This is a genomic window from Pseudomonas sp. RC3H12 (assembly GCF_018596375.1).
Classification (GTDB): domain Bacteria; phylum Pseudomonadota; class Gammaproteobacteria; order Pseudomonadales; family Pseudomonadaceae; genus Aquipseudomonas.
In genome coordinates this window covers 4,889,626-4,915,930 of sequence record NZ_CP075595.1, presented here as the reverse complement: position 1 = coordinate 4,915,930, position 26,305 = coordinate 4,889,626, and the positions used below count along the sequence as shown (strand labels likewise).

Genomic DNA, 26,305 nt, shown 5'->3' with positions numbered 1-26,305 from the left:
CTTGTCCGTCCAGGTCTGACCGCTCAACCACGGGGCGCTGCCAGCAGCGCCGATGAACGGTAGATGGCCTGTGCGGTGATTTGCAGCGCGGGCGTTTGCCCCTGCCTGCGCGCGGCCATAGAATGCCCGCATGCATAATGACGACCTCTCCCTCCTGCTGAACTCCCTCAACGACGCCCAGCGCCAGGCCGTGGCGGCCTCCGTCGGGCGCCAACTGGTGCTGGCCGGCGCCGGCTCGGGCAAGACCCGCGTGCTGGTGCACCGTATCGCCTGGCTGATCCAGGTCGAACAGGCTTCGCCGCACTCGATCCTGTCGGTGACGTTCACCAACAAGGCCGCGGCGGAAATGCGCCAGCGTATCGAGCAACTGCTGGGCATCAATCCGGCCGGCATGTGGGTCGGCACGTTCCACGGCCTGGCCCACCGGCTGTTGCGGGCGCACTGGCAGGAGGCAGGGCTGGCGCAGAACTTCCAGATCCTCGACAGCGACGACCAGCAGCGCCTGGTCAAGCGGGTGATCCGCGAAATGGGCCTGGACGAGCAGAAATGGCCCGCGCGCCAGGTGCAGTGGTTCATCAACGGCCAGAAGGACGAGGGCCTGCGCCCGCGGCATATCCAGGCCAGCGGCGACCTGTTCCTGGCCACCATGCGCGACATCTATGTCGCCTATGAACAGGCTTGCGACCGCGCCGGGGTCATCGATTTCTCCGAACTGCTGCTGCGCGCCCTCGACCTGTGGCGCGACCAACCGGACCTGCTCAAGCATTACCAGCGCCGCTTCCGCCACCTGCTGGTGGACGAGTTCCAGGACACCAACGCCGTGCAGTACGCCTGGCTGCGCCTGCTGGCCTCCGGTGGCGACAGCCTGATGGCGGTGGGTGACGACGACCAGTCGATCTACGGCTGGCGTGGCGCCAAGATCGAGAACATCCACCAGTACACCGCCGACTTCCCCGACGCCGAGTTGATCCGCCTGGAGCAGAACTACCGTTCCACCGGCGGCATCCTCAAGGCGGCCAACGCCCTGATCGCCAACAATAGCGGACGCCTGGGCAAGGAACTGTGGACCGACATGGGCGAGGGCGAACCCCTAACGCTCTACGCTGCGTACAACGAGCACGACGAAGCGCGCTACGTGGTAGAGACCATCGAAAGTCTCATCAAGCAGGGCAACGCTCGCGACGAGATCGCCATCCTCTACCGTTCCAACGCCCAGTCGCGGGTGCTGGAAGAGGCCCTGCTGCGCGAACGCATCCCCTACCGCATCTATGGCGGCCAGCGCTTCTTCGAACGCGCCGAGATCAAGAACGCCATGGCCTACCTGCGTCTGCTCGAGGGCCGCGGCAACGACGCGGCGCTGGAGCGGGTGATCAACGTGCCGCCACGCGGCATCGGCGAGAAGACCGTCGAGGCCATCCGCGAACACGCCCGCCACAGCCAGCTGTCGATGTGGGACGCCATGTGCCAGCTGCTGGCTGCCAAGGCCCTCAAGGGCCGCGCCGCCAGTGCGCTGGGTGCCTTCATCGAGCTGCTCGAGAACCTCGCCGCCAAGGTGCTGGACATGCCACTGCACCTGATGACCCAGACCGTCATCGAACAGTCCGGCCTGATCATCTACCACCAGGAAGAAAAGGGCGAGAAAGGCCAGGCCCGGGTGGAAAACCTTGAGGAACTGGTCAGCGCGGCGCGCAACTTCGAGACCAGCGACGACGACGCCGACCTGTCGCCACTGTCGGCGTTCCTCGGTCATGCCTCGCTGGAGGCCGGGGACACCCAGGCCGACGAGCACGAGGACAGCATCCAGCTGATGACCCTGCACAGCGCCAAAGGCCTGGAGTTCCCCTACGTGTTCCTGGTGGGCATGGAGGAAGGCCTGTTCCCGCACAAGATGAGCCTCGAAGAACCCGGCCGCCTCGAAGAAGAACGGCGCCTGGCCTATGTGGGCATCACCCGGGCCATGCGCCAGCTGTTCATGACCTACGCCGAAACCCGTCGCCTGTACGGCAGCGAAACCTACAACAAGGTGTCGCGTTTCGTCCGGGAGATTCCGGCCGGGCTGGTGCAGGAAGTGCGCCTGTCGAATACCGTCAGCCGCCCGTTCGGCGGCGCCAAGACGCCCGCGAGCAGCCTGTTCGCCAACGCCAGCATCCCGCAGACCGCCTTCAGCCTTGGCCAGCGGGTGCAGCATGCGGTGTTCGGCGAAGGCGTGATCCTCAACTTCGAGGGCTCCGGTGCCCAGGCGCGGGTGCAGGTGAACTTCTCCGAAGGCAGCAAATGGCTGATGCTTGGATACGCCAAGCTGGAAGCCATCTGAGCCCAATCGCGGGGCGTGCCCCGCGATGACCTTTCAGACAACGCCCGTCCGCATTCCCGACTATCAGGCAAAAGCTCGAAACATGTTGTCGCTGGCTATGTCTGCCGGTTCATGTGCACCATGACGCGCGTGCAATCCACACAAACGGGAATCCCCAACTTATGCAACGTTTTCTTAGCATCGCTCTGGCGCTCTGCGTCGGCCTGACGCTGAGCCTCGACGCCAACGCCAAGCGCTTCGGTGGCGGCAAGAGCTCGGGCTCCGCGCCTATCCACCAGACCCGCCAGGCAACCCCGACCACCCCTGCCGCCGCCCCAACCGCGCCAGGCCGCGCACCCGCTGCCGCCAGCGGCGCCTCGCGCTGGCTCGGTCCACTGGCCGGCCTCGCCGCCGGTGGCCTGCTGGCCTCCATGTTCATGGGCGACGGCTTCGATGGCATGCAGATCCTCGACTTCCTGATCATGGGCCTGATCGCCTTCCTGGTCTTCCGCTTCATCGCCGCGCGACGCCGCCAGCAGCAGCCGCAACACGCTGCCGCCGGCCATGCCCCGTACCAGCGTGAAGCCCAGCCGCAGGCCGCCCCGCAGTCGATCTTCGGCGGTGCCGCCGCACCGGTTGCCGCGCCTGCAATCAACGCCCCGGCCTGGTTCAACGAAGCCAGCTTCCTGGCCGCCGCCCGTTCGCACTTCCAGTCGCTGCAGCAGCACTGGGACGCCAACGAGATGGACAAGATCGCCGAGTTCGTCACCCCGCAGATGCTCGAGTTCCTCAAGCGTGAGCGCGCGGAACAAGGTGAAGGCTTCCAGTCCACCTACATCGACGACCTCGATGTGCAACTGGACGGCGTAGACGACCGCGCCGACCAGACCGACGCCACCCTTACCTTCCGTGGCGTGTCGAAGACTTCGCGCTTCGACCAGGGCGAAGCGTTCAGCGAAAGCTGGCACATGGTTCGCGCCCAGGGCGAAAACCAGCCTTGGCTGCTGGCCGGTATCCGCCAAAACGGTTAACCGTCGCACGTTGCAGAAAAAACCCCGGGCCTGTCCCGGGGTTTTTGCTTTTGCCAGACCGGCCTACTAGGGTATAACGCGCAGCGTTGTCATAAGGTCAGAGGATGTGAACCGTGGAAGAAGTGATCGAACAACTCCGTGAAGCCAACGAGCCGGTACCGGTGCCGCTGGAACTGCCGGACGAGGATCAGCTGGTCGAAATCGAGGAAGAGCTGTTCATCAATATCCCCTTCGTGTTCAAGGAATACCTGCTGACCGTCAGTGACGTGGTGTACGGCAGCCTCGAGCCGGTGACCGTGACCGACCCGCAATCCCACACCTACCTGCCGGAGGTGGCGGCCAATGCCTGGGACGCCGGCGTGCCCCGCGACCTCATCCCGATCTGCCAGGACGGAGACGATTTCTACTGCGTTGAAGAGGACGGCACCGTGGTGCTGTGGTCCGGTGAAGAGGAAATCGTCACCGAGGAAAGCTGGGAATCGGTCTGGCACTGGGCGCGGGATGTCTGGCTGGAAAGCTGAATGAGAAATACCCGCACAAAGTGATGGCTTATAGCTACCAATCACTCGTAGAATCGCCAGGCTCTCTGCGCCTGGCGACACTGCTACCGCTCCATCCCCTCGGACGACGGTGAAATCTTGCGCAGAAAGCGTTAACCGCTCCCTCAGTGCGAATGATCGCGGCTGTTCTCCAACGTCTCCAGCAACGCCACCTGCATTCGCGTATGCACACGTATCAGCCAGCGCCACAGCAGCGCCACCACCACCGCCGCCACTACCGCGATGATCAGCAGCAGTTCGCTGGTCGGCAGAATGCTCGCCGACAAGGCTGACAGCAGCAGGAAGATCACCAGCAGTGACAACAACGGTATCACCTCGGCAATTACCCGCCGTACACGCTGGGTATGCCGCCCCGCCATCTCGGGTTTGACCCCCATCTCCGCCAGCAGCATCGACAGCGCCTTGAGCTTGCGATAGGCGGCGATCAGGAACGGCAGCGACAGCAGCAACGCCGCGCCCCAGATCAGTGCCTTCTGCTGACCGGCATCCGAGACCCATTCGCTCAACCAGGCGCCGATACGCCCGGCAAAGTAGCCGCCACTGAAGAAGATCGCGATCACCAGCGCCAGGTTAACCCCCACCTGCAACAAGATGCGCCGGATCATCGCCGCCAGCATGGCCCCCTCGCCTTGGGGCTGGATACTGCGCAACCACTCGCCGTACAGTGAAAGCACCCGTGCCAGACGGCTTGGTACTACCTTGCCCAGCTTGATCGACAACGGGTCGGCAGCGCGAATTAGGTAGGGTGTGAGCAAGGTGGTGATGGCCGAGACGGCCACCGCGACCGGGTAGAGGAAGTCGCTGGTGACCTGCAGGGTCATGCCCAGGGCGGCGATGATGAAGGAGAATTCACCGATCTGCGAAAGCCCCATCCCCACACGCAGTGAAGTGCGCCCATCATTGCCGGCAATGAACGCCCCCATGCCGCAGGAGAGCATCTTGCCCAGCACCACCGCCAGGGTGATGACCACGATCGGCCAGGCGTACTCGAGCAGGATCGACGGGTCGATCATCAAGCCGATGGCCACGAAGAAGATGGCACTGAACAAGTCGCGCACCGGCTCGATCAGGCGCTCGATCTTCAGCAGCTCACGGGACTCGGCCATGATCGCGCCGATCAGGAAGGCACCCAGCACCATGCTGTACTCGAGCTTGACCACCAGCAGGCAGAAGCCGAAACACAGGCCCAGCACGGTAATCAGCAGCATCTCGTTGCTTTCGAACTTCGCCACGTAGGCCAACAACCGCGGCACCAGCAGGATGCCGATGACCAGCGCGACGATCATGAACAGCGACAACTTGCCCACGGTCGAGAACACCTCGCCAGAGCTCACCGTGCCACTGACGGCTATGCCCGACAGCAGCGCGATGATACCGATGCCGAGAATGTCCTCGACGATCAGCACGCCGAAGATCAGTTGGGCAAAGCGCTCGTTCTTCATTTTCAGGTCGTTGAGCGCCTTGACGATGATGGTGGTCGAGGAAATCGCCAGGATCGCCCCGAGGAACAGCGAATCCATGGTGTTCCAGCCAAACCAGCGACCTATCTCGAAACCGATCCAGATCATCAGGACGATTTCCAGGAAGGCGGCGATGAACGCCGTGGCGCCGACCTTGAACAGCTTGCGCAGGCTGAACTCCAGGCCCAGGCAGAACATCAGGAAGATCACCCCCAGTTCGGCCAGGGTCTTGATCGTGTCTTCGTCGTGGATCAGCCCGAACGGCGGCGTGTGTGGACCGATGATGAAGCCGGCGACGATGTAGCCCAGCACCACAGGCTGCTTGAAGCGATGAAAGAGAATGGTGACCACCCCGGCAACCAGCATGATCACCGCCAGATCCTGGATGAAGCTGATGGCATGCATGGCGTGTTACTCCTTGTTTTCGATGCTGGGGCGAACCGCTCCTCTACCGATAAGACCCTGGGCGCGGAGCGGGCACATACTGTTGTGATTGACGCAAAAGCCCACGTTGCATGGGCGTCGTCAGGTTAACATCGCGCCTTGCCACAAATTGCCAATGCAATATGCAGAAACAGATCGGCAGATCCGACACCGCCGATGGCAATATTGGCGTGACGATGGAGCGTCAGCCGACGTCCCGTACCAGGATGGGAAACCTCAAAGAGGGGAAACAGAAGTGTCTGCAGATACCCGCCCCGATACCGTGCAAATTCACCGTGAGCTCTCTATGGAACCTGGAAACGCCCAGCTGACCATGACCGTCCTGATGACACCGGACATGGCCAATTTCTCTGGCAACGTACACGGCGGCACCCTGCTCAAGTACCTCGACGAAGTCGCCTATGCCTGCGCCAGCCGCTATGCCGGCACCTATGTGGTGACCCTGTCGGTGGACCAGGTGATCTTCCGCGAGCCGGTGCACGTCGGCGAGCTGGTGACCTTCCTGGCCTCGGTCAACTACACCGGCAACACCTCGATGGAGGTGGGCATCAAGGTTGTCACCGAGAATATCCGCGAGCGCTCGGTGCGCCACTCCAACAGTTGCTTCTTCACCATGGTCGCGGTGGACGACGACCGTCGTCCGGTGAAGGTGCCACCGCGCCAGCCGCAGAGCAGCGAGGAGAAGCGCCGCTTCCTGCAAGGCCAGCAGCGCCGCCAGATCCGCCAGGAGCTGGAGCAGCGCTACCAGAACCTCAAGACCGACGCCATCTAGTACATCAAGCGCTGCGCCTCGAAGCGCACCCGTGGATGGGCGATGCGATCCTGGGCCCGCACCAGTTGCAGTTCGTAGCTGGCGCAGGCCTGGGTTTCCAGCAGCACCTCATGCACGGCGGCGGCGGTGAACTCGAAGGCGTGCAGCCAGTTGTCGCCAAGCAGCACCCGGGCCAGGAACAAACCTGACGTCAGGTCGCCCACCCCTACCGGCTGACGCGGGAACGCCAGCAACGGCCGACGCAGGTGCCAGCTGGCTTCACGGGTTACCAGGAGCATCTCGAAGGCATCGTCCGCGCGCAGTGGATAATTCAGGTGCTTGACCAGCACAACCTGCGGCCCACGCTCCAGCAACCCGCGCGCCATGCCCACGCAATCCTCCAGCGACTGCGCGCGACGGCCACAGAAACTGTCCAGCTCGAGCTGGTTGGGGCACAGGATATCGGCCTTGGCCACGGCCTGCTCGAGCAGGAACTCACTGACCTCGGCCGGCACGATGCAACCTTTCTCGGCATGGCCCATGACCGGGTCGCACAGGTACAAGGCCCTGGGATTGACCGCCTTGATCCGCTCGACGCCAGCCAGGATCGCCCGCCCCTGCTCGGCACTGCCCAGGTAACCCGACAGCACCGCGTCGCAGTGGCCCAGTTCGCCAATATTGGAAATGCCTTCCACCAACGCAGGAATTTGCGCTGGCGCAAGCACTTCCCCCGCCCACTGGCCATACTGAGTGTGGTTGGAGAACTGCACCGTGTTGAGTGGCCAGACGTTGACCCCGACCCGCTGCATGGGAAACACCGCGGCGCTGTTGCCGGCGTGTCCAAAGACCACGTGGGACTGAATGGCGAGCAGGTGCGGTGTACGTTTCATGCAGGGCGCTTCCGAAACTGTGTGAAGAAATGTGCGGCCCGCAGTATGAACCCGATTGCCATCTGTACGACAGGCCAGAGACGCAGTTAAGCTGGATCGACCTGTCTGGAGCTTACGCAAATGCTGACCCTGGAAAACCTTTTCGTCCTGATGCTGGTGGCGACCGCAGGCGCCTGGCTGTGGCACAACCACGGGCTACGCGAGAAGGCCCTGGCGCGGGTCAAGCAGCATTGCGCCAAGCTCGACCTGGAACTGCTCGACGACGCCGTGGCACTCAAGCGCATCGCCTTCGTGCGCGACGCCAATGGCCGAAAGCGCCTGGCGCGCATCTACAACTTCGAGTTCACCGTTACCGGCGAACAACGCCACCCCGGCACCGTCACCCAGTTCGGTGCCCACACCATGCAGATCGAACTCGCCCCCTACCCGTTCGAGATAAATACCCCACCACGTACCGACAACGTCATCGAAATGCAGCAGTGGCGCCAGGAACATAACCGCTGGCGCAATTGATCACTCCGCCAGGTAACACTTGCCGATGGCCGCCTGGAGCATCTGCAAGGGTTGTGGCTGATCGAATATCAGCTCGATGCGCGAGTCCCTGCGCCATTCGCTGGGCCGCCATTCCAGCGCCCCACGTTCCAGGCCATTGAACGACTGCCACCCCGCCGCGCTGTGGATAACCCCCTTCGCCCGGCGCCAAGGCCATTGCTCAAGAACGCCACATAGCGCCATTTCATCCACGACCTGCCCCGGATGCCAGCGCCAACCTACGCTCCAGCCCTCCTCGGCCAACCGGAACTGACAGATCGGTTGCCGCGGATCCACCCACAAGGAGGGCCGTGGGACGGGGCTGTTATCCACAGGCAGGCTGGAAAGGTCGAGTGAACCCGCTGGCGCCGCGGACGATACAGGCAAACCGGCGAGCGCTAGCGCGCCATGATCCGTCCACAACGCCGGGACTTCAGGCAATGATGCAGTTATCAACAGGCGGGTGGCAGCATCCACGGCACTCGCCTTGTTGAACAGCAGCAACCCCGCCTTCGCCAATGCCATGCTCTGTGCCTCGGGCAAGTCAGCGCCCCGGGAAAGGGCGGCGGCATCCAGCACCATCAACAGTGGCTGGACCGACAGTACACCGGTCCAAGGCGCCCGCCCCAGTTGCTCCAGCAATTGGAGGGGGTGACCGAGGCCGGACGGTTCGATGAACAGGCGATCCGGGCGCGCCTTGCGCAGCAGGCGGCCGAGCCCCACCTGGAACGGTGCGCCATTGACGCAGCACAGACAGCCTCCCGCCACCTCTCCGATGGCGATGCCCACCTCATCACGGCTGAGCAAGGCGGCATCCAGGCCGATCTGGCCAAATTCGTTGACCAGCACGGCCCAACGCTCACCAGCTGGTCGTTGCTCCAGCAAGTGACGGATCAGGCTGGTCTTGCCGGCACCTAGCGGGCCGGCGATCACATGGGTGGGGATGTTCTGCAACATGGCTCGGTATCGCAAGGGCTTGATGGCAGTCTATACCGGGGCGTCCGGCAATTCATGCCAACCAGTCCAGGCTCAACAGCAAGCGACGTTCCCCGGCGGGGGTCTGCGGGGACCGGTGGACCAAGCCCGCACCCTCGTTGCCCAGCCACTTCTCGCCCTTGAGCAGGGCTACCTCTCCCGCCACCAATCGCCGGACGTTATCCACAGGCGGCGGCGCCAGCTGCAACCGGGCACGGTCGATGGCACCCTCTGGCAGCCATTCGCTACCTGCGCCAGCGTAGGTACTGAGCAGGCGCAATGGCACATGGTCCACATGCATGCGCGGGCACATCGCCCCCTCAAGCACCCGCAGCCGCACCCCCAGGCGCCGAGCACCCAGCAAGCAGGTATAGGCCGCCACCAGCCAGGCCACATCGGCGACGAAACCATCGTAGCCATGTAGATCGGCGGTTTCTCTGAGCAGCCCGGGCAACGCTGGCGGCTGGCGTTCATCCACCTCGATCACGCGCTCATCGGCCAATGGCTGGCCCAGGCTCAGCACCAGGTTGGCGAAGTCTTCGACCTGGGCCGGCAGGCGGCGCTGCCAGACCGCGAGGTTGACCCCATCCTGGAGAATCTCCGTCATCACCTGGGGTGACTCACCGAAGACCTGGCGGATATCCACAGTCATGCCGCAGCGTCCTCATGCCACTCACCAAACGGGTCCGGCAGGCGCAGCCAGCCCATCGGCCCCAACTCCATTTCCTGGTCATCGAGCAGGCAGGCTTCCAGCTCTGTGGATAACCGAGCAAAGTCGATGTTCTGCCCGATGAACACCAGTTCCTGGCGGCAGTCGCCCGCTTGCGCGGACCACTGCTTGAGGATCGCCGCAGTGTTCTCTTCATCCTGCGGCCATTGCTCGCGCGGCACGAAACGCCACCAACGACCAGCCAGGCCATGGCGCATCATGCCCCCGGCCTGCGACCAGCTACCGGCCTCCTGGAACTTGCTGGCCAGCCAGAAGAACCCTTTGGAGCGCAGCAAGCGGCCGTTGCTCCAGGGCTTGTGGATAAAGTCGAAGAAACGCTGCGGATGGAATGGCCGGCGCGCCTGCCAGGTGGTCGCGGCAATACCGTACTCCTCGGTTTCCGGCACATGTTCGCCACGCAGCTCCTGCAGCCAGCCCGGCGCCTGCGCGGCCTGGTCGAAATCGAACAGGCCGGTATCGAGGATGCGCGCCAAAGGCACCTGGCCCATCACCATTGGCACGATCTGCGCCCGCGCATTGAGGCTGCGCAGGATGGCGGTCAATTCTTCGCGCTCATGCTGGCTGATCAGGTCGATCTTGCTCAGCAGCAACACGTCGGCGAATTCGACCTGCTCGATCAGCAAGTCACTGATCGAACGTTCGTCACCTTCGCCCAAGGTCTCGCCCCGACTGGCCAGGCTGTCGGCTGCCTGATAATCGCGAAGGAAGTTCAGCCCATCGACAACAGTGACCATGGTGTCGAGGCGCGCCATGTCGGAGAGACTGCGGCCCTGCTCATCGCGAAAGGTGAACGTCTCGGCGACCGGCAGCGGCTCGGAAATACCCGTGGACTCGATCAGCAGGTAATCGAAGCGACCCTCGCCCGCCAACCGGGCCACCTCCTCCAGCAGGTCTTCACGCAGTGTGCAGCAGATGCAGCCGTTGCTCATCTCAACCAGCTTTTCCTCAGCGCGGTTGAGGCTGACATTGCGTTGCACCTCACTGGCATCGATGTTGATTTCACTCATGTCGTTGACGATCACGGCCACGCGCAAGTTGTCACGGTTGCGCAGGACATGGTTGAGCAACGTGCTCTTGCCGGCACCCAGGAAGCCGGACAGCACGGTGACAGGAAGACGGTTGGGCATGACGAACCTCATCGGGCAGGCGCATTCGAAACGATGCATTGCATAATGTTATATTATAACAATACAATTTCGCCAAGCCGTATCGCCGAACGGTTGTCTGGAGAGCGTCATGAAACTACCTGGCGTCATCGCCCTGCTGCTGCTCGTCCATCCAGAGCAGCTCTTTGCCATGCCCACTACCGACCTTGCACGGTGCACCCGCAGCGCAACCTTGCTGGCCTGCCAGGACAGCAAGGGCAACTACTACAGCGTGCGAACCGAAGGCAGCACCTTTTACCTGCGTGGGTATGAAGTTGCGAGCAAGCGGCTGTGGGCACAGACCAACAGCCGCCATGGCGCATTGACGTTTTTCACCGGCCTGGCCAGCGACGGCGAGGCTTGGGTGGGTTACAGCCGGCGTATTGGATGGACCACGCAGAATCGTGTTTCCAGCTCCAGCGGCCAACGCTTCAACCTGCATTGCAGCCTCATCGGCGGTTGCCGGTGACTATCAACCGTTCAGGATTTCTTCCATGACCAGCCTCTCCCTTCCCGATGTCGCCGCCCAGAGCAACCAACAGGCACTGCCGCTGGACTGGGTGGGCATGAGTGGCATCGCCGTCGCGCTGCAACTCGACGGGCGCACCGTAACCGCTTTCGCCGATGCCGGAGTGAGCCTCGACGATGGAGGCTCACGCGGCATCCACATGTCCCGGCTGTACCTGGCATTGGAGGCGCTGGAGCAACAACCCCTGTCACCCCCGCTTCTACGCCAGATACTGCGGGCATTTCTGCTTAGCCACACCGGCCTGTCCAACAATGCTTATCTGCGCCTGACCTTTGATCATCTGCTCAAACGGTCGGCACTGATCAGCCCGTTGGCTGGCTGGAAGCGCTACCCGGTCACCGTGGATGCCAAGCTGGAATATGAAATGTTCCACGTGGAACTATCAGTGAATGTGCCCTACTCGTCGACGTGCCCATGCTCGGCAGCACTTGCAAGGCAACTGATCCAGGAGCAGTTCGACAGGGACTTTGCCCATCGGCCATTGGATAGGCGCGGCATTCGCCAATGGCTGGGCAGCAGTGACGGGATCGTCGCGACGCCCCATAGCCAACGGAGCCTGGCCAGGCTTCAGGTACGCCTTGCAGGGGAAGCGCTGAACCTGACAGGGCTGATCGACGCGGCGGAAGCTGCGCTGGGCACTGCAGTGCAGACCGCCGTGAAGCGCGCAGACGAACAGGCATTTGCCCTGGCCAATGGTCAGAACCTGATGTTCTGCGAAGATGCTGCCCGGCGCCTGCACCTGGCATTGGCGCAGATAGAGGAGGTGGCGGGGTTCAGCGTGCGCGTGGAACACGCAGAGAGCCTGCATGCCCACGACGCGGTCGCGGTTACTCAACATCGGTGGTGAGCGCTACTTCAACTGCGTGGCTTCACTGTTCCACACTCGTTACCCAGCCAGACCGCCCGGGTATCCATGCTGCCCTGTTGCTGAACGCCGGACGCATTGAATGTGCCGTTGACCTTGGTAACAAACTCACGGTCGCTGAGGAAGGTGGCTTGGCCGTTGCCCTGGGCTTTCGGGCAGCTGAACTGGAACTTCCAGACATTGCCATTGCGCTCGGTGATCTTCTGCGTACAGCCCGATTGCGGGTCCTGCAGCGGAATGTCGTTGGTCTTGACCTGCTCGGGTGTCAGGCACGAACGCACACCCTTGCCGCCCACGGTGATGCCCTGCTTGGCCAGGGCACCTTCCATCATCGCCCGTTGCTCGGGCGGCAGGTTCTTCAACTGGCCGAGCATGAACTCCATGTCTGGCAACGGCTTGCCATCGACCTGCATGTTGCTGGTGGTCAACTCCCACAAGCCGGGTTGCAACATCTGCGCGTGAACCAGCGGGCTGCCCAACCCCAGTACCAGGGCGAGCAGTGGCAGACGAATCTTCATGGATGAAAGCTCCTCGAAATACCGGCTCTGGCCGGACTGAGCCTTTAGACGCCGAATTCGCCTGCGGGTTGCAGTGGCCCCCTCGAACGTGGTCTGTTAGCAGCAGTGCTCTCGGCAAGCAGGATGCGTATGGATTACCACAGCCCCTACTTTTTCGGTTACGTGCTCGGTCTGATTCACCTGCTCGGCCTGGCCGCCGCGCTCCATGCGGTGTTCACCGTACGCACCGCCCAAGGTGCGATTGCCTGGGCCATGTCGCTGCTGTTCATCCCCTACCTCACCCTCATCCCCTACCTGGTATTCGGCGCCCGCTCCTTCTATGCGTATATCCAGGCGCGGCGTCAGGCCAACCAGGAAATGCATGTGGCCATGGCCAACCTGAACTGGCGCCCATGGGTGGAGGAAGCACTGACCGCCCGGGAGTCGGGCGGCTATGCCGCCCTGCGCGCCATGCCCAGGCTCGGGCGCATGCCATGCCTGGCCAACAACGAAGTGAAACTGCTGATCGATGGCTCGGCCACGTTCGAGGCGATCTTTTCCGCCATCCGCATGGCGCGGGACACCGTGCTGGTGCAGTTCTTCATCATCCACGACGATGCCCTGGGCAAGGAGCTGCAGCAGCTATTGCTGCGCAAGGCCGCCGAAGGTGTACGGGTGTTCGTGCTCTACGACCGCGTCGGCAGTCACGCGCTGCCGGGCAGCTACAGCCAGGTGCTGCGTGACGGTGGCGTGCAGATCGAAGCGTTCGCCACACGGCGCGGCTGGTTCAACCGTTTCCAGGTCAACTTTCGCAACCATCGCAAGATCGTGGTGGTCGATGGCCTGCAAGGTTTTCTCGGCGGCCACAACGTGGGCGACGAATACCTCGGGGCACACCCCAAGCTCTCGCCGTGGCGCGATACCCACGTGCAGATAAGCGGCCCGGTGCTGGCCTGCCTGCAGGAGTCCTTCGCCGAGGACTGGTACTGGGCCACGCGCCAGCTCCCGCCGCTGATCCTGCCTGATGCCTACCCCGAGGATGGCGTGCTGTGCCAGGCACTGGCCAGCGGACCGGCCGACCCCCAGGAAACCTGCGCGCTGTTCTTCCTAGAGGCGATTCACTCGGCAAGCAGCCGGGTATGGATCACCAGCCCCTACTTCATTCCCGACGAAGCCATCTTCGCCGCCCTGCGCCTGGCGGTACTGAGGGGCGTCGACGTACGTATCCTGATTCCCTCACGTCCCGATCACCGGATCGTCTACGCCGCCTCCAGCCTGTTCGCCTTCGAAGCGGTTCGCGCCGGGGTGCGCATGTTCCGCTATCAACCGGGCTTCCTGCACCAGAAGGTGGTGCTGGTGGACGATGAGGTCAGTGCCATCGGTAGCGCCAACCTCGACAACCGGTCGTTCCGGCTGAATTTCGAGATCACCTTGCTCACGGTGGATCGCGCCTTTGCCGATCAGGTCGAGCACATGCTGGTGAATGATTTCGAGCAGGCCAGGGAGATCACCGCTGAAGACAGCCGCGACACCCATCGTCTGCAGCAGTTGGGGATGCGCATCGCACGCCTGATTTCACCGATCCTGTAGCGCGCAGCGGCGTGCCGGACAAGCACGCCGCTGTACAGGTCAGCGATACAGGTCCTCACGGGTCCATGGCAGGTCGTGGTGACCGTCGGCGTAAGGCTTCACTGCGAGAATCTGATGGAGGTTGATCCAGCCCTTTGTGAAGGCATAGGCACAACCGGCCAGGTACAGGCGCCAGATACGCAAGGTCTTCTCCGGCACCAGCGCGGCGGCGCGATGCAGCTGGTTCTCGAGGTTCTCGCTCCAGTGGTTGAGGGTCTTGGCGTAGTGCAGCCGCAGGCTCTCGATGTCGACCACCTCCAGACCCGCTTCGCAAATCCGTGCAGTGATCATCGAGATGTGCGGCAGCTCGCCATGGGGGAACACATAACGATCAATGAAGTCGCCCGCGCCGCGACCGACGGGGCGGCCATCGACATGCTTGGCCGTGATGCCATGGTTCATCACCAGGCCACCTTCGCGCACCGCACCGAACAGCCGCTTGCAGTACAGCTCGAGATTGGCGTGGCCGACATGCTCGAACATGCCGACGCTGACCACCTTGTCGAAGCGGCCATCCTGGGGCAGGTCGCGGTAGTCGAGGATCTGCAGGTCGACCTTGTCAGCCAGGCCCTCCTCCTTCACCCGCTGGCGGCCCAGCTTCAGCTGCTCCTTGCTCAGGGTGATGCCGAACACCTTGGCGCCGTACTCGCGAGCGGCGAATCGCGCCAGCCCGCCCCAGCCACAACCGACATCCAGCAGGTAATCGCCAGCCTGCAGGCGCAGCTTGCGGCACAAGTGGTCGAACTTGTCCTGCTGAGCCGGGGCCAGGGCATTGTCCGGCTCCTTGAAATAGGCACAGGAATAGACCATGTCCGGATCGAGCCACAATTGGTAGAACTCGTTGGACAGGTCGTAGTGATAGGAAATCGCTTCGGCATCGGTGGCCTTGTCATGAGCAGTGCGTGCCGGCACGGCCTCATCTTCATCCTGAAGCAAGGCATCGCTGAGTTCGTCGCAAACCCGGATGACTTCGCCTATATCGCCTTCCAGCTCCAGCTTGCCCTCGACGAAGGCCGATCCCAGCTCATTGAGGTTGGGATGGGTGAGCTGGGTAATGAGCTGGGGTTCCTTGACCACGATGGTGACTTGCGGGCTCGGCCCCAGATCGAACTGGTTGCCGTCCCACAGCTTGACGCGCAAAGGTAAGTGCAAGCTCTGCAACGCAGGTGGAAGTTGCGCAAGCATTCATGACCCTCCCTTTCGTTGATACGGGACGCCACGCCTTAATGTGTCGGACGCCACCGCATCAGGGTAGTTCATTCGTACGAAGTTTCCGGTAATCACGACCATAGTCTAGAACTATCTGGCGCAGCCTATTCAGCAGATTGTATACAATCATGCCTGCTCAGATTAACCTTGTGCCCTCTTCGCTTCCTCACACTCTCGGAGTAACGAAACCCATGAAATCCTATGACGTGGTGATCATCGGCGGCGGCCCCGGCGGCTACAACGCAGCGATCCGCGCGGGCCAGCTGGGCCTGAGCGTGGCCTGTGTCGAGGGTCGCTCGACCTTGGGCGGCACCTGCCTGAACGTCGGTTGCATGCCTTCCAAGGCATTGCTGCACGCTTCCGAGTTGTATGAGGCAGCCAGTGGCGCTGAGTTCGCCCATCTGGGGATCGAGGTCAAGCCGACCCTCAACCTGGGCCAGATGATGAAGCAGAAAGATGAAAGCGTGACGGGCCTGACCAAGGGCATCGAATACCTGTTCCGCAAGAACAAGGTTGACTGGATCAAGGGCTGGGGCCGCCTGGACGGGGTTGGCAAGGTGATCGTCAAGGCCGAGGACGGCAGCGAAACCACCCTGCAGGCCAAGGACATCGTCATCGCCACCGGCTCGGAACCCACGCCGCTGCCTGGCGTGACCATCGACAACCAGCGCATCATCGACTCCACCGGCGCCCTGTCGCTGCCCCAGGTGCCCAAGCACCTGATCGTCATCGGCGCCGGGGTGATCGGCCTGGAGCTGGGTTCGGTATGGCGTCGCCTGGGCGCCGAAGTGACGGTGATCGAATACCTGGACCGCATCTGCCCTGGCACCGACGAAGAAACCGCCAAGACCCTGCAGAAAGCCTTGGCCAAGCAAGGCATGGCCTTCAAGCTGGGCAGCAAGGTGACCCAGGCCACTGCCGCGGCCGACGGCGTCACACTGACCCTGGAACCCGCTGCCGGTGGTACCGCCGAAACCCTGCAGGCCGACTACGTGCTGGTAGCTATCGGCCGCCGTCCTTATACCCAAGGCCTGAACCTGGAAAGCGCCGGGCTGGAAACCGACAAGCGCGGCATGCTCGCCAACGACCATCACCGCAGCGCGGTGCCTGGCATCTGGGTGATCGGCGACGTCACCTCCGGACCGATGCTGGCACACAAGGCCGAGGACGAAGCGGTGTCGTGCATCGAGCGCATCGCTGGCAAGGCCCATGAGGTCAACTACAACCTCATCCCGGGCGTCATCTACACCCGCCCGGAACTGGCTAGCGTCGGCAAGACCGAAGAGCAGCTCAAAGCCGAAGGGCGGGCCTACAAGGTCGGCAAGTTCCCCTTCACCGCCAACAGCCGCGCCAAGATCAACCATGAGACCGAGGGCTTCGCCAAAGTCATCGCCGATGCCGAGACCGATGAGGTGCTGGGCGTGCACCTGGTCGGCCCAAGCGTGAGCGAGATGATCGGCGAGTTCTGCGTGGCTATGGAGTTCTCGGCCTCGGCCGAGGACATCGCCCTCACCTGCCACCCGCACCCGACCCGCTCCGAGGCCCTGCGCCAGGCGGCGATGAATGTGCAAGGGATGGCGATGCAGATCTGACCGGACCTTTCAGCACCGCCCGTGGGAGCGGGCTTGCCCCGCGATTGCGTCATGCCTGCCAACGCGATCGCGGGGCAAAGCCCACTTAGCCATGGGCCCGCTGTTTATCCCCAGCGCTGTGGAAGCGCGACGCCAGGAATGGCGTGATATCCAGCGGCAGCGCCTCATTGTGGACAACCTTGTCCAGCAGCACGCCAGTAATCGCCGAGGTCAGAATCCCGGTACGGAAATGTCCACAGGCGTTGAAATACCCTTGGACATTATCCACAGGCCCGAGAATCGGCAGCTCGTCCGGTGACCCAGGCCGCAGGCCGGCCCAAGTGCGCTTGAGGTTCACCTGCGCCAGCTGTGGCACGCAGCGGATCGCCCCCTGCACCAAGCCGTTGATCTCCGGGAAGGTATTGGTGACATCAAAGCCCTTCTCCTCGGTGGTACTGCCGATCAGGATCTCGCCGTTGTCCTTCTGTGCCATGTAGCAATCGCTGGTGGTGATGCAGCCATCGAGCAGCTTGGGCAGACGCTCGGTCAGCACGATCTGGCCTTTCACCGGCTTGACCGGAATGCTCTCCCCGGTGGCCCACTCGCTCAATTCCGCCGCCCAGGCGCCAGCGGCATTGATCAATGTGCCGCAATGGAACTCACCAGCCTCGGCGGTGCGCACGCCCTTGATCCGGGTGCCTTCATGCAGCACGCCGGTGATGTTCACGTTCGGGTACAGGTCGACGCCGTTCTGCCGCGCCGCCTCCATGAACGCATCGCCCAGGCGGAACGGGCTGACCTGGTGATCGCAGAGAAACTCCAGCGCGCCATTGGCCTTGAGCGTCACCGCCGGCTCCGAAGCGCGCAGCGCGTCGCGGTCGAGCCAGCGCACCTGGTCGGCCAGGTGCGGGATCTGCTTGACGATATGTTCGGCGTACAGCTGGTCTTCTTCATCCTGGATGATGTACTTGAGCCCTGTGCGCTCGAACTTGAAGTCCATGCCGTGGCGTTCGATCAGTTCCTGGTGCAGCTGTGGATAAATCGCGTTGGACTGCAAGGCGAAGTCGAAGAAGCATTCCGGCAGGATATGCGGTGTGCTCGAATCGACCACCACCGCCGCGCCGTTGGCCTCGCGCTTGCTGCGCGAGGACATCATGCGAAAAAAGATCACCCCGCAGCCCAGCCCCACCGATTCACCGATGGCCCACAGGCCGCCGGCCGAAGCGCGGGTAGCGTTGCCCGGGCGCTTGCAGTCGATCAAGGCGATCTTCAGGTTCTTGCGCTTGGACAGCTGGTAGGCGCAGGACGCGCCGATCACCCCGCCACCGGCGATGATGATGTCGTAGTGCTTGTTCATGCTCAGGCCTCCGTGCCGAGTTGTTCGAATGCGGAAAACGGGATCGGGTCCACCGGGAAGCGCGGGCGCAACCAACCCACGTCCTTGCGTCCGGTGGCGCTGCGCAGGCGGTCGCTGCAGTAACCGACGCACATGCGCCCCTGGCAGTCGCCCATGCTCACTCGTGTGCGCATCTTCAGGCTGGCCATGTCTTGCACGCCCTGCTCCAGGGCCAGATCGATCTGCTCGCGAGTCACGTGTTCGCAACGGCAGATCACCGTATCGGCCTGGGGCAGTTCGACTTGCGCTGCGCCGCGGGCGGTGTAGCGCTCCACCCCGGAACGGAAGCGCTTGATCGCCGCCAGCTTGCCCAGGTAGCGCTCACGGCACTCGATCGCCTGCTCGGCGTCGAGCTTGCCCATCTGCTGGAGCATCGAAACCGCGGCGATGCGCCCGGTCAACATGGCCGCCTCGCCGCCGCGGATCCCGGCCATGTCGCCCGCCAGGTGAATGTTCGGCTGGCTGCTTTGCTGCCACACGTTGCATTCGGCGCGCAGGTAGCCGTCCTCGCTGAAGCCATGGGCCAGGCCCAGTTGCTGGCTGAGCTGGGTACGTGGGATGAAGCCATAGCCCACAGCCAGGGTGCGCACCTGCTCGCGCTGGACACGGCTCATGTCCGGTTGCCAGTCCTGGGTATAGGGTGCGACCTCGACTTCCTGCAGTTCGCCCTCCCCGGTGGCGCCCACCACGCCCCAGCCATAGTGCATGGGGATGCCGTTGAGCTTCATGTAGGCGAGCATGCTCAAGCCGTCGAGGAACAGCTGTGGCTTGTTCATCAGCGCCAGGCTTTCCTTGGCGATGCGGTTGAACGAGCAGGCCTCGTACACCCCCGCCACCTTGGCACCGGCGGCGTGCAGCTGGCAGGCGACCAGTGGCAGCAAAGGCCCGGTACCAGCAATCAGGGTACTGCCCAGTGGCTTGACCACACCGCTCTTGATCTGCAATTGCAAGCCACCGAGCAGGATCACGCCCGGCAAGGTCCAGCCGGGGAACGGCACGTTGCGCTCAAGGCAACCGGCGGCCAGCAGCAGGTGGGAATAGTCGATCTCGTGCAGGCGCTCGTCGCCATCGAGGACCATCAGCCGCTGCTCGTCCCCTCCCACCACGCGATGGTTCAGGCGCAGGTCGATGCGCTCGGCGCAGGCGGCAAAATCTTCGTGCAGGCGGGTCAGGGCCTTGGTGTAGCGCGGGCCCAGGTAGCCCAGGTCGACGCCAGCGCGCAACGGGCCACGATAGACCACGCCACCGGGGCGCGAGGCCTCATCGAACAGCAGGCAATCCACGCCATGTTCGGCCAGCTCGATGGCCGCGCCCATGCCGGCCGAGCCGCCACCGACGATCACAGGACGAAGGCTCATGGGTGAACCTCCGCTTGTACTCGGTTGACCTCGGTCTCGATGCTCATGCCGGGCTTGACCACGGTCTGACAGGCCCGACGCTTGGGGCGACCATCTATCTGCACCAGGCAGCAGTGGCAGACCCCCATGCCGCAATAGGCACCGCTGAGCTGGCCATGATCGTTGCGCGCCACCTGGCGCAGCCCGACGGCATTCAAGACGCTCAGTACGGTTTCACCTGGAGCGGCAAGCACCGGGGCACCGTTGAGATGAATCGTCAGGTCGGCGCCCGACAGTGGCTGAATATCGAGTTTCCTTTCCAGCATCAGCGTTTACCTCGTCGTCCTTGTTTAGGCAGGATCGTGAAGGTAAGGCAGATTCCGTCCGGAAAAGATGACCTATGCCATGACAACCACACAGCCAGGCACACACTCGATGAAAGGCGAATCAAGCAAGTGGCCGATACGTTCCAGATTGGAACGTATCGGCCCTGCCGGGTCACTCGGCGGTCATTACCGCGCTGATCTTACCGCTTCTATAGGCATCGAAGATCTGGGCAAGGCTGGATCTGGCTTCGCCTTTGGCGGTGAAGATTCCGCCACAACCACGGTTCGCCTCTGCGTAGCTGGGATCGTCCATCAGTACCAGGTGCGCCTTCTTGAGGTTCCAGAAGGGCACGCCGGCAAAAAGGTGGTGCGTAAGGTGATAGTTGTCGCCATGCATGCCAATGAACACGCGCTCGATGAGGCTGGGGAAGCGATTGCGGGTCAGCTTCACTTCATCCTTGTATACCCCGAACATACCGAAGTGCTCGGATATCTCGGAAAGCCAGCCGATCACCTGAAACGCGGTGAAGTACGGCACCAGCCAGAACAGCAGGTAGCCCCAGGGCCCCACCGAGTACCAGAACAGCGCCAGGATCACCAGGTGCACGGCCAGCAGTTTGAGGCCCTGCATCGGCTTGGCCACGACATCGCCAGCGCGGTTTTTCACCAGGTAGACGAAGTAATGCGAGGTGTTGGTCAGCGTGATGCTCTTGAGCAGGTGACGCAGGAGAAAGTCGAGCCGATCACTTGCGGCATACAGACCGGAATCAATGTAGTACCTGTGGTCGGGATCGGCGTGCTGGTCCCCCAGGTGATGATGATGCAGTTGCACGTGGGAGCGGCGATACGCTTCGTAGTTCTGGAAGATCGGGTAGGCAAGCAAGTATTCGCCGATCAGCCGGCAGAGCACTTTGTGGCTCATCAAGGTCATGTGCGCCGCTTCGTGCAACAACGAAGCGAGCGCGCGCTGACGTGAGCCGATCATCAGCACGGTCAGCGGATAGAAATACGGGCTTTGCAGGCTCAGGTACACCGCGAGCGCGATGACGGCCACATCCAGAGCAAGGGCAAGCGCCCAGTGCCAGTTGTCCTTCTCGTATAAAGGACGCAAGCGCTCCTTGATTTCAGCGGACGGTTTGAATCGGTTCACATCGTTCATCGAAAGTCCCTGTTCGTTAAGTCGAGGCGATGGAAGGCCCCTTGCTCCTGGCGCCAGCCGATGCCGAGGCGCAGATAGGGCCCAGTTGCAGGTGACAGCCATCGAGGGCGGTGTCACTCACGCCACAGTCGTTACTGGTGAATGTTTCGCAGCAAGTGCACGAACTGTTCGGCCTGTGAAACGGTGCTGGCGGATCCCAGCGAAACACGCACAAAACGCGGGCCCCCACGGTCACTCATGAAGTACGGCGTGTGAGCGGCATAACCTGCCCAACAGTTGATGCCATTGAAGCGAAGCCTGCTGACCACCTCAGGTGCAGGAACCCCTGCATGGAAAAACGACACGATCCCTCGCTGACGCGCCCCAGGAGCGATCAGGCGCAGCTGCGCATTGCCCTCGAGCGCCTGCACAAGGAACCGGTAAGCCGCGCAATCATCGACATAGCCCCCCGCCAGCCGCTCCTGCACTGCGATATTCAGCCCTACCAGCGCGGCGCTGTTTCGTTCTGCATACTCAAAGCAGCGGGCATCCTGCTGATCCAGGCTGACGCCATTGGCAACACTGAAGGTCGCCCTGTGCAGATCGGTGAATCTCGGCCTCGCTACAGTGCGAAACGTCTCGGACAAGTAGGCAAACCCGGTACCTCGGGGGCCACAGAGAAACTTGCGCCCGGCAGCCGTTAGCACATCGCAGCCGATGGCCTGGACATCGATCGGCAACATCCCCAGCGACTGGCAGGCGTCGACGAAAAAGACGCAAGGGTGGCCCCGCAGCAGCCTCCCGACCGCCTCCACATCATTGACGATGCCGCAGCAAGACGGCACGTGGACGATCGAGACGAGCTTGACGTCATCGCGCAGATGCTCGGCCAGCCAGGCCAGATCGAGGTCGCCGTTTTCCAGCAAGGGGATGACATCGACCGCCACCCCATGGCGCTGGCGCAAGTGCTCGAGAGCGATGAGATTGCCCGCATACTCGTAGGGCGTTACCAGGACACGGTCACCGACGTGCCAATCCAGTGCGTCGAGCGCCGTTACCCAGGCCTTCGTCGCGCTGTCGAACAGCGCGATGTCGCCGGGCTGCGCCCCGATGAGGCGGGCGATGTTGTGATAGAGCTCATTGTCCAACACTTGCGCGCTGGCCAGCTCGGCCTCGTAACCACCTTGATCCCGTTCGCGTTGCAGAAACCCCTGCATTGCCTCCAACGCGTGCGCCGACAATAGCCCCGCGCCGGCGGTATTAAAGTGAATCATGCGCACCCTCCTTGGCCTTGCAACCCATGTAGTAGAAACCCGTCGCCAGTACCACACACAGGCACAGCACATAGAACATGACCTGTGGCTGGTACAGCGAAAGCGCCAGCCCGCAGAGCACCGGCCCCAGCGCAGCCCCCAGGTTCGACAGGTTTTGCGCGCCGTAGTAGATGCCGCGCAGATGCGCAGGAGCGATGTAGTCGATGAACAGGTATTCGGTGGGGATGATGATGATTTCGCCAACCGTGAACACGATCATCGCGATCACCCACACCGGCACTTGCTCGGCGACGCTGAAGCCGACCAATCCCACCAGGAAAAACAGCATTCCCAGGCACAGCATGCGAAACAGATTGCCCTGGTTGATCCGCGAGCCCACCAGGTACTGCAAGCCAATGACCACGCAGGCATTGGTGGTGACCAGGTAGTTGATGACCTGATAGGTGTGCTCCGGGCTGCTGGTGACCAGCAGGTATTGGGACAGGTAGGCGGAGAACTGGCCGAACACGATCACGCTGAGCAGGCCACCCACGGTGAAGCACACCAGGCGATAGTCTTTGAAGAGATACCCGAGCACCTTGAAGAACCCCTGCTCGGCCGGGGCGCTGGCAACGGGTGTGGATAACTTTTCGCCCAGCAAGGCATACGCCAGCACGAACACCGCTCCCACCAGTCCGGCAGCCGCGAAAGGTACCCCAGGGCTTACCTTGGCAAGCATGACCCCAAGGAATGGCCCGGCGGCAAAGCCGATATTGGTGAGTGTGTACTTGACCGAGAACACCGCGCCTCTTCGCTGCGCGACCACCAGTGTGCCGATGCAGGCTTTGACAGCGATATCGATGACTGCATAGGCGAGGTTCACCACCACGATCGCCAGGAAGAACACGCCGAGCATGGCGGTATGAAAGGCAGCGCCAAACGCCAGGGCGAACAGACTTCCGGCCACCAGGAGAATCCGATAACTGGAAAACCGGTCGACCAGGAAACCACCGTACAGGCTGAGAAGGGAGCTCGCCATCAACGCCCCCCCCAGCGCCAACCCGACATCAGCCACCCCCAGGCCGAAGCGCTCCGCGCAATAGACCACCAGATAAGGCAGGGTCATTGCCCGCGCCAGGGTGAGGATGAAGGTGGCCGACAGCAGCAGCATCACCGGCGGGGTGTACAGCCTGCCCTCGGCCAGCGTCAGCTCGGCAGCGCCCTGCTTCATGCCAGCATGCCCTGATAGATGGCCGGTTCGGCCTCTCGCAACAGCTGGATGCTGTCCTGAATCGAAGAGCGGTCCTTGTCCAGGATGAATACATGCCCTGGAGAGTTCTCCAGCGAATTCGTCTCGCTGAGCATGCCCTCATGCTGGATCTTGATGCTGTGCAACCCAGGGATGTGCTTCCACACCGAAATATCTGGGCGCTGCCTGATGGTTCCGCTGGCACGGGCAATGAGGAAGACACAGCTGGAGTGGAAGTAAAGTTTCTTCCTGGGTTGGGCCCGGTACTCCAGGAAGCCTTGTGGATTGATCAGCGACTCCACCCAGAGATTGAGCTGGTTGTGCCCCAGGGCCCGGGTATAGGCCGACAGGTCGATCCCTCCTGGCATGCGGGCGGCAGTCTCGAGCAAAACCGGCTCGTCGTTGACGATCATCAGCTCGCTGTGCCCGACCCCTTGCTTGATGCCCAAGGCATCCAGCACCGAGAAGACATACTCGGACAAGCGGCGGTACACGTCCTGGTTGTCGACCGGGCACATCAGCTGGTTGTAGTCATGCACGGGCGCGGCACCGATGCGGGTGCGGTACACGCGAATGATCTCACTGACGAAATGCTGGCCGTCCACGCTGACCGTGTTGACGCAGTATTCGATATCGACGTCCCTACCCTTGTCCGACTTCAGTTCGGAGAAGAAATCGGAGTTGTCCAGATACTGCTGCACCAGAACCTGTTCGTTCTGCGCCAGGAAAATGTTGCGGCTGGACTTGATGGTCGCAAAGGCGTGGGCCACCTCGTCGGCATTGGTACAAATATGGATATTGTCGGAACCCGCACTGTTGATGGGCTTCAATACAACCGGGAAGAGATCCTGCTGTTCGATCCATGCCTGGATCTCGGCCAGCTCCGCCGAACGGAAATGCTTGATGGAGCGCACCCCCGCGCCCTTGAGGGCTTCGTGCATTTCATACTTGTTCCTCCAGCGAATCGCGTGCGCCGGATCGTTGTGGCGTGCGACATTGAAATGCGCCGCCAGGTGAGCCGCCAGCTCGACCCCGAACTCGCATCCCGCCAGGACGAACTGTACGCTGTACTGACTCAGCGCTTCATCGAGCGCTGCGTCGGACTGGTAATGCAGATCGGCGATGAAGTCCGTTGCCCGGAACCACGACTCGTAGAACGCATTGACGTTGTCGGTCGAACGCACATGAATGCACTCGTAGCCGCGTGAAATGAATGCCGGAGCAATCAGGCTACCGATGGAATAGGCATCCACCACCAGCACCACGTTCTTCTTGTAGATCATTTCACGGCCTCCTTGGCATGGGCGAGTTCACCTACCTGTGCTTTGATCAGCTCTGCAGCCTTGATGATCTGGGCACGGTCGATATTGATGTGGGGGACGAGGCGGATTTCCTTGTCGTTGTAGGGGAGCGCCCCCACGCCACGCTCCTTGAGCAGCTCGGCAAAGCGCATCGGCGTAACCCCAAGGCGCGAAATGTCGAGGGTGACCATGTTGGTCCCTTTGTAGCCCGAGCGCGCTTCGTCCACGTCGGTGAACTGGGCATGCAACAGTGCCGCGTGCTCGTGGTCCTCGGCCAGGCGCTCGATATTGTTGCGCATGGCGTACAGACCCGCCGCGGCCATCATTCCACTCTGGTGTTGGTCGCCGCCGAACCACTTGCGGTACTTCTTGGCCTGCTGGATAAGCTCGCGCGACCCCATCATGATCGAACCGACCGGAGCACCGAGGCCCTTGGAAAGGCACATGGACAAGAGGTCGGCATTGTCGGTGTACGACGTCACATCGATACCGGTAGCAATTGACGCATGCAGGATGCGCGCGCCATCCAGGTAGCGGTACGCGCCGATACGCTGGGCATAGGCAAACACCTGGTTCATCTGCTCGAGCGGAAAGATGCCGCCGCCTTTGCAACCCAGGGTGTTTTCCACCACAACGACACGAGGCGTCGCATAGTTCTGGCTCCAACGGCATTTGGAGGCATGGAGTCGCTCCAGGTCCGCTACATCGAACAAGCCATCGTCATGCTGGGTCAGGGAAAAGTTCACCCCGGAGAAGGCCGAAGTCGAAGCGGATTCATAGAAGTTAATGTGATAGGACGCATCCAGGAAGATCTCGTCGCCCGGCCGCGTCATGGCCTTGATCGCCAATTGATTGCTCAACGTGCCACCGGTGGTAAACAGCGCGGCTTCCTTCTGGAAGTAGTCCGCACAATACCTTTCCAGCGCGCTGACACTGGGGTCCTCCCCAAAGCAATCATCACCGACCTCGGCCTCGTAGATTGCCTTGCGCATACCCTCCGTGGGCTTTGTTACAGTATCGCTTCTGAGGTCAATGAACATGTCTACTCCCTGATATTGTCATGTGAAAGGCATGCCTTTTAGTTCACACGGAACACCGTGTGAAACTTTCACGTTTATTGTCAAAACATTGCCGTTCAAGCGCGAAGCAACGAAGGGGAAACCAACGTCAGCTGAAACTTAGGCAGGTCAACGGA

The 26,305-nt window shown here is 62.2% G+C and carries 24 protein-coding genes; 9 read left to right on the top strand and 15 right to left on the bottom strand.

The genetic code is table 11. The features are described from left to right. Positions 1-130: 130 nt before the first annotated feature. From uvrD to KHO27_RS22480, 3 genes are all read left to right on the top strand, one after another. Entirely contained in the window at positions 131-2,314 is a 2,184-nt protein-coding gene (gene uvrD / locus KHO27_RS22490; RefSeq protein WP_102683415.1) for a DNA helicase II, read from the top strand. A 161-nt stretch (positions 2,315-2,475) separates the two neighbouring features. Beyond that, entirely contained in the window at positions 2,476-3,324 is an 849-nt protein-coding gene (locus KHO27_RS22485; RefSeq protein ID WP_102683414.1) for a Tim44 domain-containing protein, read from the top strand. A gap of 113 nt (positions 3,325-3,437) precedes the next feature. Continuing rightward, positions 3,438-3,845, top strand: a complete 408-nt coding sequence (locus KHO27_RS22480) for an SMI1/KNR4 family protein (RefSeq protein WP_023629684.1) — start codon at positions 3,438-3,440, stop codon at positions 3,843-3,845. A gap of 143 nt (positions 3,846-3,988) precedes the next feature. On the opposite strand, the gene KHO27_RS22475 is transcribed toward KHO27_RS22480, so the two are convergent. After that, on the bottom strand, positions 3,989-5,749 hold the full coding sequence (locus tag KHO27_RS22475; protein WP_102683413.1) for a cation:proton antiporter: 1,761 nt from the start codon (positions 5,747-5,749) through the stop codon (positions 3,989-3,991). Between the two features lie 325 nt (positions 5,750-6,074). Here KHO27_RS22475 and KHO27_RS22470 point away from each other — a divergent pair, with 325 nt between their 5' ends. Continuing rightward, a complete protein-coding gene (locus tag KHO27_RS22470) occupies positions 6,075-6,560 on the top strand; it encodes an acyl-CoA thioesterase (protein WP_102683412.1) in 486 nt (161 codons plus the stop codon). On the opposite strand, the gene pdxY is transcribed toward KHO27_RS22470, so the two are convergent. Further along, positions 6,557-7,429 carry a pyridoxal kinase PdxY gene (gene pdxY, locus KHO27_RS22465; protein WP_214500798.1) on the bottom strand — a complete coding sequence of 291 codons (873 nt, stop codon included), beginning with the start codon at positions 7,427-7,429 and terminating at the stop codon, positions 6,557-6,559. The two genes, KHO27_RS22470 and pdxY, sit on opposite strands and share 4 nt — an antisense overlap. Before the next feature lie 120 nt (positions 7,430-7,549). Between pdxY and KHO27_RS22460 the strand changes: the two genes are divergently transcribed. Next, positions 7,550-7,942: a DUF3301 domain-containing protein gene (locus KHO27_RS22460; RefSeq protein ID WP_102683410.1), complete on the top strand. Its 393-nt coding sequence runs from the start codon at positions 7,550-7,552 to the stop codon at positions 7,940-7,942. Here KHO27_RS22460 and KHO27_RS22455 read toward each other — a convergent pair whose 3' ends face one another. The 3 genes from KHO27_RS22455 to zigA are packed head-to-tail and all read right to left on the bottom strand — an operon-like array spanning position 7,943 to position 10,792. Beyond that, positions 7,943-8,917, bottom strand: coding sequence for a CobW family GTP-binding protein (locus KHO27_RS22455; protein ID WP_214500797.1), 975 nt, complete (start codon positions 8,915-8,917; stop codon positions 7,943-7,945). A 52-nt stretch (positions 8,918-8,969) separates the two neighbouring features. Further along, entirely contained in the window at positions 8,970-9,587 is a 618-nt protein-coding gene (locus tag KHO27_RS22450; RefSeq protein ID WP_214500796.1) for a DUF1826 domain-containing protein, read from the bottom strand. Further along, a complete protein-coding gene (gene zigA / locus KHO27_RS22445; protein WP_214500795.1) occupies positions 9,584-10,792 on the bottom strand; it encodes a zinc metallochaperone GTPase ZigA in 1,209 nt (402 codons plus the stop codon). Before zigA ends, KHO27_RS22450 begins: the two co-directional genes overlap by 4 nt. Positions 10,793-10,901: 109 nt before the next feature. Between zigA and KHO27_RS22440 the strand changes: the two genes are divergently transcribed. Both KHO27_RS22440 and folE2 read left to right on the top strand, forming a co-directional pair. Then, positions 10,902-11,279 carry a glutamine synthetase gene (locus KHO27_RS22440; protein WP_110696835.1) on the top strand — a complete coding sequence of 126 codons (378 nt, stop codon included), beginning with the start codon at positions 10,902-10,904 and terminating at the stop codon, positions 11,277-11,279. 25 nt (positions 11,280-11,304) lie between these two features. Further along, complete coding sequence (gene folE2, locus KHO27_RS22435; RefSeq protein ID WP_110696838.1) at positions 11,305-12,186, top strand: GTP cyclohydrolase FolE2; 882 nt, start codon at positions 11,305-11,307, stop codon at positions 12,184-12,186. Positions 12,187-12,194: 8 nt separating this feature from the next. Here the strand turns inward: folE2 and KHO27_RS22430 are convergent, their stop codons facing one another. Beyond that, positions 12,195-12,722, bottom strand: a complete 528-nt coding sequence (locus KHO27_RS22430) for a DUF3617 domain-containing protein (RefSeq protein WP_110696840.1) — start codon at positions 12,720-12,722, stop codon at positions 12,195-12,197. Between the two features lie 129 nt (positions 12,723-12,851). Here KHO27_RS22430 and cls point away from each other — a divergent pair, with 129 nt between their 5' ends. Then, the gene (gene cls / locus KHO27_RS22425; RefSeq protein WP_214500794.1) at positions 12,852-14,291 is read left to right on the top strand and encodes a cardiolipin synthase; all 1,440 of its coding nucleotides are present in this window, start codon (positions 12,852-12,854) and stop codon (positions 14,289-14,291) included. A 39-nt stretch (positions 14,292-14,330) separates the two neighbouring features. Here the strand turns inward: cls and cfaB are convergent, their stop codons facing one another. Next, positions 14,331-15,515: a C17 cyclopropane fatty acid synthase CfaB gene (gene cfaB, locus KHO27_RS22420; protein ID WP_102683403.1), complete on the bottom strand. Its 1,185-nt coding sequence runs from the start codon at positions 15,513-15,515 to the stop codon at positions 14,331-14,333. 215 nt (positions 15,516-15,730) lie between these two features. Between cfaB and lpdA the strand changes: the two genes are divergently transcribed. Continuing rightward, positions 15,731-17,131 carry a dihydrolipoyl dehydrogenase gene (gene lpdA, locus KHO27_RS22415; RefSeq protein WP_214500793.1) on the top strand — a complete coding sequence of 467 codons (1,401 nt, stop codon included), beginning with the start codon at positions 15,731-15,733 and terminating at the stop codon, positions 17,129-17,131. 85 nt (positions 17,132-17,216) lie between these two features. Here lpdA and hcnC read toward each other — a convergent pair whose 3' ends face one another. The 8 genes from hcnC to KHO27_RS22375 form a co-directional block, all read right to left on the bottom strand. Further along, positions 17,217-18,467 (bottom strand): cyanide-forming glycine dehydrogenase subunit HcnC, encoded by a 1,251-nt coding sequence (gene hcnC, locus KHO27_RS22410; protein ID WP_110696848.1) that lies wholly within the window; start codon positions 18,465-18,467, stop codon positions 17,217-17,219. Between the two features lie 2 nt (positions 18,468-18,469). Next, positions 18,470-19,864, bottom strand: coding sequence for a cyanide-forming glycine dehydrogenase subunit HcnB (gene hcnB / locus KHO27_RS22405; protein WP_214500792.1), 1,395 nt, complete (start codon positions 19,862-19,864; stop codon positions 18,470-18,472). Beyond that, the gene (hcnA, locus tag KHO27_RS22400) at positions 19,861-20,169 is read right to left on the bottom strand and encodes a cyanide-forming glycine dehydrogenase subunit HcnA (RefSeq protein WP_110696852.1); all 309 of its coding nucleotides are present in this window, start codon (positions 20,167-20,169) and stop codon (positions 19,861-19,863) included. Before hcnA ends, hcnB begins: the two co-directional genes overlap by 4 nt. 172 nt (positions 20,170-20,341) lie before the next feature. Further along, positions 20,342-21,430 (bottom strand): guanitoxin biosynthesis L-arginine gamma (S) hydroxylase, encoded by a 1,089-nt coding sequence (gntB, locus tag KHO27_RS22395; RefSeq protein ID WP_250888389.1) that lies wholly within the window; start codon positions 21,428-21,430, stop codon positions 20,342-20,344. Positions 21,431-21,459: 29 nt separating this feature from the next. After that, positions 21,460-22,581 (bottom strand): aminotransferase class V-fold PLP-dependent enzyme, encoded by a 1,122-nt coding sequence (locus KHO27_RS22390; protein WP_214500791.1) that lies wholly within the window; start codon positions 22,579-22,581, stop codon positions 21,460-21,462. After that, positions 22,568-23,791, bottom strand: a complete 1,224-nt coding sequence (locus KHO27_RS22385) for an MFS transporter (RefSeq protein WP_214500790.1) — start codon at positions 23,789-23,791, stop codon at positions 22,568-22,570. Before KHO27_RS22385 ends, KHO27_RS22390 begins: the two co-directional genes overlap by 14 nt. Further along, on the bottom strand, positions 23,788-25,092 hold the full coding sequence (locus tag KHO27_RS22380) for an ATP-grasp domain-containing protein (RefSeq protein WP_214500789.1): 1,305 nt from the start codon (positions 25,090-25,092) through the stop codon (positions 23,788-23,790). The genes KHO27_RS22385 and KHO27_RS22380 overlap by 4 nt, the downstream gene beginning before the upstream one ends. Then, positions 25,089-26,150: a threonine aldolase family protein gene (locus KHO27_RS22375; protein WP_111531915.1), complete on the bottom strand. Its 1,062-nt coding sequence runs from the start codon at positions 26,148-26,150 to the stop codon at positions 25,089-25,091. Before KHO27_RS22375 ends, KHO27_RS22380 begins: the two co-directional genes overlap by 4 nt. Between the last annotated feature and the right edge of the window lie 155 nt (positions 26,151-26,305).